The organism is Streptomyces sp. HUAS 15-9 (assembly GCF_025642155.1).
Lineage (GTDB): Bacteria > Actinomycetota > Actinomycetes > Streptomycetales > Streptomycetaceae > Streptomyces.
Window position 1 is genome coordinate 6,636,126 of sequence record NZ_CP106798.1, and the last position, 9,637, is coordinate 6,645,762.

Here is a 9,637-nt window from a genome sequence, read left to right on the forward strand (position 1 = left end):
ATCCTGAGTATCAGGAGTCAGCATCAAAGATCTATAAAGTGTCCGCGCATCCGCGCTTCCGCGGGTCGACGTTCGCCCGTCGAATCGGCGTAGCGTTCTGCAGACGTGGTTACCGTGAGGGGTGAACGACTTGGCCGATGTGTCATCCATGGGGTCCGGGCTATCCCGCCGACGGCGCAGGCTGTCCGACGAGGAAACCGAGCAACGCATGCTCCAGGCCGCAATGAGCATGATCAACAGCTCCGGCCTGACCGTGGGGCTGGACCACATCAGCTTCGAGGACGTCATCCGCCACGCCAGCGTCGCCCGGAGCGCCGCCTACCGCCGCTGGCCCTACAAGGACCTGTTCTTCAGCGACCTCCTGAAGGAACTGGCCAGGGGCGCCAACCCCGCCATCAGCATGTCCAATCCGGAGACGGCCGAGGCGGTCCGCCAGGTCATCCTCGACCATCTGGACTGGGTGGCGCAGCCCGGACTGCGGACCGCCCTGGTGGCGGAGGTGCTGCGCCAGGGGGCTCTCAAGGAGCTCCAGATCTTCTCCGACTCCCCGGAGTGGCGCACCTACCTCGCCCTGCAGGCCACCTTCGTGAGCCTGGCCGACAGCGAGCTACGGACCGAGATCCAGGCCTCCCTGCGCAAGTCCGAGGCCGACATGACCGCCGGGCTGGCCGCTGCCTACGAGCGGATCACCGAGTTGCTGGGCTGCCGTCTCCGCCCCGAACTGCAGGTCACGTACGCCGACGTCGCCCGTCTGACCACCGCCGCCACACGCGGCATGGTCATGATGGCGCCGGCCAGCCCCGAACTGGCCACCCACACCGTCCATGCCGACCCGTTCGGCGCACACGCACCCGCCGACTGGACACAGCTCGCACTCGCGCTCGCCGGCATCGCCATGACGTTCGTCGAGGCCGACCCCGCCGTCCACTTCGACGAGGAACGCATCGAGGCCCTCCGCACCGCGCTCACACCCCCACCACAGCAACGGCGCGCCCGCCGCAAGGGCATCTCGCAGCGGGCGTTCCGGACAGAGGAACCGCCCTTCACGTCCTAGCGCGAGAACCGCTCGCCCAGCCAGGAACCGACGCCGCTGAGCGCCGTCCTGGCCATTGCCGTGGGGTGACGCGGGGTGGACCCGGAGTGGAGTGACCCCCGAAATTCCGACACCTGGACACTGGGTGATTCGTCACCCCGCGCGCATGTGTTCGGTGTGAGCCACCACCAACCATCGGGTGTATGCGGACCCGCTGTTCGAGGGAGCCTGCCCAGGGACCCGTCGCCCAGGAGCCCGTCTCACGCCGGTCGGCGTCGTGCTGGGTGGTGGTCGACGTAGTGGCGCGCGGCGCGGACGCGGTTGCCGCAGCGGTCCGAGCACCAGCGGCGGGCGCCGTGGTTGCGGACGAAGAGACGGGTGCAGCCGGGTGCCGCGCACGCGGACAGACGTCCGCTCGGCGGGCCGGTCAGCAGTTCCACGCCGTCCTCGGCCAGCGTGGTGAGGGCCGCGGCGACGGGATCGTCGGCCGGGCGGCACACCGCCGCCACCGGGCCGGTTTCCTCCCAGTGGATCTCACGGACGGCGGGGGCCGCCGCGAGCGAGCTGTTGAGCGTGGACAGGGCTGCCGGGTCGGGGGAGGCGCCGTTGAGGTGGGCGTCGAGCAACTCCCTGAGCGAGCGCCGTAGTTCGAGCAGCTGATCCAGATCCTGGGCGCTGAGCTGGGCTCCGGAGGGGACCAACTCCCGGTCATACAGCCAGGTGGCCGCGCTCTCGGTGTCGAGCAGGCCGTCGTACGGGCCGCTCGGTCGGCTGAACTCGGTGTTGACCAGTGCCAGAGCGCCGTGGCGGTCCTCGCCGGGAGTCTGCGGCAGGGTCGTCGCGGGGGAGGATTCGGCAGCGTCCATGACCTAACGCTAGCACTTGAGAGTTTCCGTGAGGCTGGGATAGTGTCGACGGTGGCTAACGGGGAATGGGAATGTTTGCCGTTAGGTTTCCGTCAGGTCGGCCGGTCCCGGCTTCCGTTGTCAACTATGGGGATCCTTATGGAGAAGACAGACAAAGGGCTCACTTTACGGTTCATCACCCTGGCCATCGGCATGTTCGCCATCGGCACGGACAGCTTCGTGGTCGCCGGCATCCTGCCCAGCGTGGGCAAGGACCTCGACGTCTCCGTGCCCACCAGCGCGGAGCTCATCACGGCCTATGCGCTGTCCTACGCCATCCTCTCGCCCGTCGTGGCGGCGGTGGCCGCCCGCGTGCCCCGCAGGGTGCTGCTGATCAGCGGCCTGCTGGTGTTCATCGCGGGCAACATCGGTACCGGGCTCGCGCCCTCGTTCGAGGTGGCCATGGGCTTCCGGGTGATGGCCGCGCTCGGCGGTGCCATGTTCACACCGACCGCGGCCGGGGTCGTCGTCGCGCTCGCCGGGCCGGAGCGGCGGGGTACCGCCCTGTCCATCCTGTTCGGCGGACTGAGCGCGGCCACCGCCCTCGGTTCTCCGATCGGCACCGCGATCAGCGGATTCACCGACTGGCGCGGCACCATGGTCTTCGTCGCCGCGGTCGGTGTCGTGGCCGCGATCGCCATCTCCGTGGCCCTGCCCTCCGTGCCCAGCCCGCCGGCGGTGACGCTGAAGCAGCGTCTGTCGCCCGTCACCGATGCGAGGATCGCCCTGACGCTGCTGCTGGTCCTGGTCGGCTACAGCGGCCTGTTCATCCTGTACACCTACGTCAGCCAGGTCTTCGCCCCGGCCACGGACGGCAATGGCCGGACCCTGGCCTGGCTGCTGTTCGCCTGGGGAATCGCGGCCGTCGTCGGCAACATGACCTCGGGGCGCCTGACCGACAAGCTGGGCAATCGCGTTGTGATCAACACGGCCGGCGTCATCGCGGTCGCCGTGTTCGCCACCACCCCGTGGACCAGCCGGCACCTCGTGACCGCTTTCGTCGCCGTGATGCTGTGGGGCGCCTGCGGATGGGCGATGCTCGTCCCGATCCAGCACCGGCTCGCCGGGGTGAACCCCGCGGTCGCGCAGATGTCCATCTCCTTGAGCTCCTCGGCGAACTACGTCGGTGTCTCCCTCGCCCCCGTGGTCGGCCGCTTCCTGCTCGACCACGACGTGGACATGCGCTACCTGGGTGTGCCGTCGGCCGCGATCGTCGTCGTGGGCCTGTTGATCGGTGAGACGGGTTACCTGCTGATCAGGCGTCAGCTGCGGCAGGCCGAGGCGGACAGTGGTGCGGCTCCGGCCGAGGACCGGGCCGTCACGGCGCGCTGAGGGCGTGAACGCGCAGGGGCTTCGCGCGGACCGGACAGCGGTGCCGTGCGAAGCCCCTGTGGTGAGCCGGATGGTGACAGATCAGGCGATCCGGCCGCGCGGCTGTGGTTCCGGCACTCCTATCAGCCGGCTCACCTCGGCCGTCGCGGACTTGACGGCCAGTATGCAACGGTCACGGACGGGCGCCGGAAGGTGGGCCGGCTTGAGCAGGCCGAGCGAGCCCAGCACGGTGCCGTCCCACAGTACGGGCGCGGCGAAGGAGTCCCAGCCGCGTGCGCACTCCTGGAGGCCGATCGCGTACCCCTTGACCCGGATCTCCGTCAGGGAGGCGAGCAGTTGCTTGCGGTCGCGGTACACCCCCGGGCCGACGGTCGGGGGCAACTGCTCCGCGAGCACCCGGTGTTGCAGGTTGTCGGGCAGGTGCGCGAGGATCGCCCGGCCCGAGGCGCCGATCCGCAGCGAGCGGTTGACCCGCATGATCTCTCTGGGCGGCATGCCCAGTTCGGTCAGGTCGTGGGAGCCCACCGCCATGTCGATGCAGTGCCGCTGCGGGTGGCCCCAATTGGTCAGGCCGTACAGGAACACCATCCCGCCGTCGGCAGTCAGGCGCAGTTGTTCCAGGCACTCGCTGAGCGCGTCATGGTCCAGCCGGGGCGTCAGTGCCTGGGTGCCCAGCCGTGCGGCGGCGGGACCGAGCCGGTACCGGCCCCGGGCGACCTGCACGAACGCGCCCTGCTGGACACCGGAACGAAGGATCCGGTACACGGTGGAGTCGTCCAGCGAGGAGGCTCGGGCCAGTTCCGCGAGCCCGTGCACCTCGCCACCCAGCTGGGTGAAGGCGTTCTGCACGCGGAACACGCGCTCGGCGTGGCTCGTCCCGGCGGTGTGCGATGTGTTGGTGGGTTGGGTTTTCCGTTTGTTCTGCCGGGTTACGGCAAAATGGGTCTGTGTGGCTCCGGACTGGTGGATGGCACCATGGCGCACGGTATGGCCTCTCGACACAGAAATGGCGGCACGCAGCCGGTGGGGGGTCAGAGTCACCGAGTGATTTCAGTGACGGGTGCGCGTGTGTCTTGGCATGAAAGGCCGAGGTGTACGAAATGTGTCCGGTTGTGGTGCCATCAGGTGAGTTGCCAATGGCGCGAAATGCATGTCACAGCCCCCGTTTGTTCTTTGTGCAATTACTTGCCGGGCCGGCGAACGGATGGTTCCCCTGCCTGCCGCCGGCGAGCGCGGTGCGTTTCATTGGACGGTACAGGGATCCGACCGGTGGGGATGTGACCGGCCTCACTCTCTAACGGGTTCGGCTGGAATTTGCCGTGCCAATACTCCGCCTTGGTGTGGACCACAGAGCGCTGCGGGGCGGCGGGCGGAACGAAAGGCTCCGACCGGTGCGAAGGGCAGTCGTCATCAAGCCATCGAGCGATCAAGTCGTCGAGTCATCAAGTCATCGAGCCGGACAGGCCGGTGAGCTCCGCGCCGGCTTGGTGCAGCGTGACGGGCTCGTCCGGGCCGGCGGCCGGCCGTGCCACCGCCGCCACGAGGTCCGGGACCGGCCTGAGGTCGGTTGTCCACCACTCGCCCGCACGCCGGCCCGAGCCGTGCGCTATGCGCGCCGTTCGCTCCCGCGGCCGCACGCCCAGCCTGGTCAGGTCGCCCACGACGCCGGTGCCCACCGCCTTCAGAACGGCTTCCTTCCGCGTCCAGCAGCGCAGATAGGCGAGCGAGCGGCGCGGGCCCGAGGGCTCGTCGAACACATAGGTCCGCTCGTCCTCGCACAGGGTCGTCGGTGCGAGGACGTCCACGGGCATCGGCCGTACCCGCTCGATGTCGAGGCCCACCGGATGCCGTAAGGACAGCAGCAGGGCCGAGTAGCCCTCGCTGTGCGAGAGGCTGAGGTGCGCCGTGCCGTCCGCGAGCTCTGCCGCCGGCGGGCCGTGCCCGGTGTCACCGCAGCCGGGACAGGGCTCCCGGGTCAGTCGTACGTCCCGGGCGGACACCCCGGCGGCCGTGCCCACGATCCGCTTGGTCAGGGCTCGCGCCCAGACGAACCGGGCGCTGTGCGCCGGGAAGCGGTAGGCCGCGGCCCGCGCGTGTTCCGTCGCGTCGAGCAGTTCGGCGAAGCCCTCGGGCACCGCCGTGCCGTGCCGCCACCACCACAGTTCCACGTGTCCGGGCCCGGTCAGAGCGGCAGACGCCGCAGACGGGCGGACAGATGCTGCTGGAGCGGCTGCCCGACGGCCTCCAGTTCCTGTACGACCGTCAGTTCGTCCTCGTGGAGGGTGAGCCGGCGCCGGGAGGCGGTGACCGATTTCGCGTGCGGGGTGACGGCCATGTCCCGCGACGCCATCTCGATTTGGTTGCCCGAGATCCGGCCGACATACGTGGTCACGATCCCGATGGGATGGGCGACCACGGCCTCGAGGTAGCCGTCGGCGCCGACCCGCCACCAGCCCGTCTCGCGTCCTGACGGCCGCAGGGGCCGGCCCTCGGTGTCGGTCAGCCAGGCACGCGCCTCGTACCGCAGGAAGGGCCGGCCGTCATGACTGAAGGTGATCTCCTGCTCGTAGGAGAAGCCGTCGGCCAGGGTGTCGTATCCACCGCTGCCGGACCCGCGCCAGCTGCCGAGCAGGGCGAGGGCGGGTGTGATCCACGGATGGGGCTGCGGGCCCTCGCCCGCTGCCCGGCTGTCGGGGAATGGGGTCTGTGTGCTGTCCAACTCTGCTCACTCCGCTGTGTCGGCCCGTACCGGCGGTACCGGAATCAGCTGTGCCCGGAATCAGTCGTACCGGAAGCAGCGTAACGGGATGCGAGCCGATTTTCTGCAATAGTGGCCCCTTTTCTCGGCACATGAGAAACCAGGGACTTCGCGGTGGTCGGCGATTGGTCGGCGATATTTCTCGGCCACCGAGAAAACGGGCGGGTTTTCTCGGCGGCCGAGAATGCGCAGGTGGCGGGCGGTCAATAAATGATTGACGGATGGTCGGGACGTCTTGTTACGCTACTCGTGCCGGATTTTCATCCGGAGATCTTTGTTGGTGGACGGGGGCTTTCGTGTATGACGTCATTGTTGTAGGCGGGCGAATATCCGGCGCATCCACGGCTCTGCTGCTGGCGCGGCGCGGCCACCGGGTGCTGCTGGTCGACCGGGCGCGTTTTCCGAGCCCGACGTCGTCGTCCACGAATCTCATCCATCCACCGGGCGTCCAGCGGCTCACGCAATGGGGCGTCCTGGACCGGCTGGGCGGCCACGCGATTCCGCGGATCAGCCGTTACCGTCTGGAGAGCGGACCGGTCCGGCTCGAGGCCCAGCTGCCCGCCGTCGAGGACGTGGACTACGCGCTGTCGCCGCCTCGCGTCGAGCTGGACGAGGCACTGGTGCGCTGCGCTGCCGACGCCGGCGCCGAAGTGCGCGAGGAGACCTCCGTCCAGGAGTTGCTGCGCGACGCCGACGGCACCGTCGTCGGTGTCGTGGGCACCGCCAAGGGCTCGGGCCGCTTCCAGGAGAAGGCAACCGTCGTCATCGGCGCCGACGGCAAGAACTCCAAGGTGGCCCGGCTGACCGGCGCCGACCTGTACCGCGCGGAACCGGTGCTGAGCAAGAGCCTGTGGACGTACTGGGAGGGGCTGCCGCAGACCTCGCTCGTCCGCACCTACCGCAAGAACCGCCGGCATCCCTTCACCTGGCCCACCCACGACGGGCTGTCCATCGTCGGAGTGGCCTGGCCCACGGCGGACTTCCCCTCACCGGGCAGCGACGAGGCGACCGACCGGACGGTCATCGCCGCCCTGGCCGACGTCGACCCGGAGCTCGCCGAAGAGGTCCGGGCGGGCCGGCGGGCCGGTCGCTGGCTCACCGGTTCCGTCCCCAACTTCCTGCGCACTCCGCACGGTCCGGGCTGGGCCCTCGTGGGGGACGCCTCCGCCACCCGGGACCCGATCACCGCGTCCGGCATCACCCATGCCGTGCTGGGTGCCGAACTCCTCGCGGACGCCGTGCACCGGGGCCTGTCGGGCGGCCGTGGCATGGACCTGGAGCTGGCGTCGTACGCCCGAGCCCGGGACGCGCTCGTAGGGGACCACTACGACTACACCCGGGACTACGCGCGCATCCTCGACCACACGCCGGAGGAGCGGGCGCTCATCGAGGCGATGAGCCGCAGCCCCTGGCACGCGCGCGGCATGATCGGCTTGTTCGCCACGGTCGTTCCGCCGACCGAGTTCTACTCCCGTCGTACCTTCCGCGAACTGTTCGACTTCCTCGACGAGGGCGGACTCCCGCCGAAGATCCGCATGTTGCGCTGGCTGCTGCACGCCGTCCCCGGCCGGCCGGAGGCCACGGCCCGGCTCGCCGACCGGCTGCTGGCGGCCCGGCTCGGCCTGATGGGTGAGCTCCTCCTGCGCAGCACGGCCGTCTGAGCCGCGCCCAAGTACGACCCGGCCCTTTTCTGCCCCTCGACGACACGCACGCGCACCGACGCCGTTGTGCGGCTGCTCGGGGCACAGCCTCGTGACACCTCGTTCTGGAGGACTCTCACCATGACCGGTACGCAGCAGTACGCGGGTCCCGTTCTTCTCTTCCCCGGCCAGGGCGGCTTCGACGGTGCCGCGCTGAGCCGCGCGGCCGACGGCTACCCGCAGGTGCGGGCCGTCTTCGAACAGATCGACACCGTGACCCGGCAGTTCCACGGCCGGGACCTGTCCCCGGCTCTGTTCCGCGACACCCCCGTGGAACTGACCGAACTGCTGAAGGACGAGCCCTGGGTGTCCCAGCTCGCCATCTACGGGGCCTCTCTGGCGGCCCACCGTGTGCTGACCGAGCACGGCGTACGGCCGTCCGCCCTGGTCGGCCACAGCCTCGGCGAGATCACGGCGCTGGTGGCGGCGGGCGGCTACTCCGTCGAGGACGGCGCCCGGATCGTACTGCGCCGCACCGCCGCCATCGCCGGGCGGGACGGAGGCACCGGAGCGATGGTCGCACTCGCCGTCTCACCCTCCCGCGCCCGGCACCTGATCGGACTCGTGGACAGCGAGCGCCTCGCCGTCGCCACCGAGAACCATGCCGCGCAGACCGTGCTGAGCGGTGCTCGCGAGGCCATCGACCAGGTCAAGGCCATCGCCGAGCAGCTCAGGATCGGCTGCGCCGAACTGGACGCCGCGTTCGCGTTCCACAACCCTTCGCTCGCCTCCGTCGCACCCGACTTCGCCGCGGCCGTACGGGACCTGCCGCGCGGCACGCTGAGCGTGCCCGTGTACTCGCCGATCCTGCAGCGCTTCTACGACCGGGGTGAGAGCCTCGGCGACCGGCTCGCCGACCACTTCACCCTGCCCGTGCGGTTCTCCTCGGCCATCGCCTTCCTCCACGAGCACGGTGCGCGCACCTTCGTGGAGGCCGGCGGACGCGCCGCCCTCACCTCGCTGGTGCCCAAGATCCTGGGCGCCCCCGACGACCTCACCGCACTGTCCACGCTGTCCGTGGGCCGCGGCAACACCCTGCGGCTGCCCGACACACTGGCCGAGCTCCAGCGGGCGGGCCTGGCGGCCGGCGACGGACTGGAGTCCCTGCGCCAGTACCTGGCGCCCGAGCTGACCGCCGCCGAGTTCTCCACCTTCTGGACCACCACCGGCCACGAGATCACCGCGCTGGTGAACCAGCGGCTGTCGGACTTCCGTACCGCGCCGCAGGACGACGCGGTCGGCACGGCGGACACGGGCGCTGCGGAGCCGGGTGCCGACGGCGTGCCGGGTGCGGCTGTGGTCGGTGTGCCGGGGCGGGACGAGGTGTTCGTGACGGTGCGGGGGTTGTACGCGCGTGCGTTGGAGTACCCGGAGGAGGTGTTCACGCCGGGTGTGCTGCTGGAGGCCGAGTTGGGGGTGGACTCGGTGAAGCAGGTGGAGTTGTTGTCGCGGGCGTCGGAGCACTTCGGGCTGCCGGCGCGGGGTGCGGACTTCCGGCTGGCGGACTTCGAGACGCTCGACAAGATCGCCGACCTCATCCACCACGAACTCGGCGCCCTGCGCGGTGCCGTGGGTGCCGAGCGGCCGGACGCCGGTGCCGAGGGCGTGCCGGGTGCGGCTGTGGTCGGTGTGCCGGGGCGGGACGAGGTGTTCGTGACGGTGCGGGGGTTGTACGCGCGTGCGTTGGAGTACCCGGAGGAGGTGTTCACGCCGGGTGTGCTGCTGGAGGCCGAGTTGGGGGTGGACTCGGTGAAGCAGGTGGAGTTGTTGTCGCGGGCGTCGGAGCACTTCGGGCTGCCGGCGCGGGGTGCGGACTTCCGGCTGGCGGACTTCGAGACGCTCGACAAGATCGCCGACCTCATCCACCACGAACTGAGCGGCCATCGGCTCCAGGGCGCATCGGCGTGAG

The 9,637-nt window shown here is 70.0% G+C and carries 8 protein-coding genes; 4 read left to right on the forward strand and 4 right to left on the reverse strand.

Annotation, left to right across the window (positions count from 1 at the left end):
• Nucleotides 1-208 precede the first annotated feature (208 nt).
• Entirely contained in the window at nucleotides 209-1,054 is an 846-nt protein-coding gene (locus N8I87_RS30600; RefSeq protein WP_263213566.1) for a hypothetical protein, read from the forward strand.
• A gap of 239 nt (nucleotides 1,055-1,293) precedes the next feature.
• On the opposite strand, the gene N8I87_RS30605 is transcribed toward N8I87_RS30600, so the two are convergent.
• Nucleotides 1,294-1,899, reverse strand: coding sequence for a CGNR zinc finger domain-containing protein (locus N8I87_RS30605; protein ID WP_263213568.1), 606 nt, complete (start codon nucleotides 1,897-1,899; stop codon nucleotides 1,294-1,296).
• Nucleotides 1,900-2,037: 138 nt separating this feature from the next.
• Between N8I87_RS30605 and N8I87_RS30610 the strand changes: the two genes are divergently transcribed.
• Complete coding sequence (locus tag N8I87_RS30610) at nucleotides 2,038-3,270, forward strand: MFS transporter (RefSeq protein WP_263213569.1); 1,233 nt, start codon at nucleotides 2,038-2,040, stop codon at nucleotides 3,268-3,270.
• An 81-nt stretch (nucleotides 3,271-3,351) separates the two neighbouring features.
• Here N8I87_RS30610 and N8I87_RS30615 read toward each other — a convergent pair whose 3' ends face one another.
• The 3 genes from N8I87_RS30615 to N8I87_RS30625 all read right to left on the reverse strand — a co-directional run bounded on the left by N8I87_RS30615 (nucleotide 3,352) and on the right by N8I87_RS30625 (nucleotide 5,989).
• Complete coding sequence (locus tag N8I87_RS30615) at nucleotides 3,352-4,128, reverse strand: IclR family transcriptional regulator (RefSeq protein WP_263213570.1); 777 nt, start codon at nucleotides 4,126-4,128, stop codon at nucleotides 3,352-3,354.
• A gap of 584 nt (nucleotides 4,129-4,712) precedes the next feature.
• Nucleotides 4,713-5,438 (reverse strand): 4'-phosphopantetheinyl transferase family protein, encoded by a 726-nt coding sequence (locus N8I87_RS30620; protein WP_263213572.1) that lies wholly within the window; start codon nucleotides 5,436-5,438, stop codon nucleotides 4,713-4,715.
• A gap of 14 nt (nucleotides 5,439-5,452) precedes the next feature.
• Nucleotides 5,453-5,989, reverse strand: a complete 537-nt coding sequence (locus N8I87_RS30625; RefSeq protein ID WP_263213574.1) for a heme-binding beta-barrel domain-containing protein — start codon at nucleotides 5,987-5,989, stop codon at nucleotides 5,453-5,455.
• A gap of 335 nt (nucleotides 5,990-6,324) precedes the next feature.
• Here N8I87_RS30625 and N8I87_RS30630 point away from each other — a divergent pair, with 335 nt between their 5' ends.
• Together N8I87_RS30630 and N8I87_RS30635 are read left to right on the forward strand one after the other, a co-directional pair.
• Nucleotides 6,325-7,689, forward strand: coding sequence for an NAD(P)/FAD-dependent oxidoreductase (locus tag N8I87_RS30630; RefSeq protein WP_263213576.1), 1,365 nt, complete (start codon nucleotides 6,325-6,327; stop codon nucleotides 7,687-7,689).
• Nucleotides 7,690-7,809: 120 nt separating this feature from the next.
• Complete coding sequence (locus N8I87_RS30635; protein ID WP_263213578.1) at nucleotides 7,810-9,636, forward strand: acyltransferase domain-containing protein; 1,827 nt, start codon at nucleotides 7,810-7,812, stop codon at nucleotides 9,634-9,636.
• The last annotated feature ends 1 nt before the right edge of the window (nucleotide 9,637 follow it).

Bases quoted from the DNA above. Each gene is read 5' to 3' on its own strand.
- N8I87_RS30600 (WP_263213566.1), top strand. From the start codon at position 209: ATGCTCCAGGCCGCAATGAGCATGATCAACAGCTCCGGCCTGACCGTG.
- N8I87_RS30610 (WP_263213569.1), top strand. From the start codon at position 2,038: ATGGAGAAGACAGACAAAGGGCTCACTTTACGGTTCATCACCCTGGCC.
- N8I87_RS30605 (WP_263213568.1), bottom strand. From the start codon at position 1,899: ATGGACGCTGCCGAATCCTCCCCCGCGACGACCCTGCCGCAGACTCCC.
- N8I87_RS30635 (WP_263213578.1), top strand. From the start codon at position 7,810: ATGACCGGTACGCAGCAGTACGCGGGTCCCGTTCTTCTCTTCCCCGGC.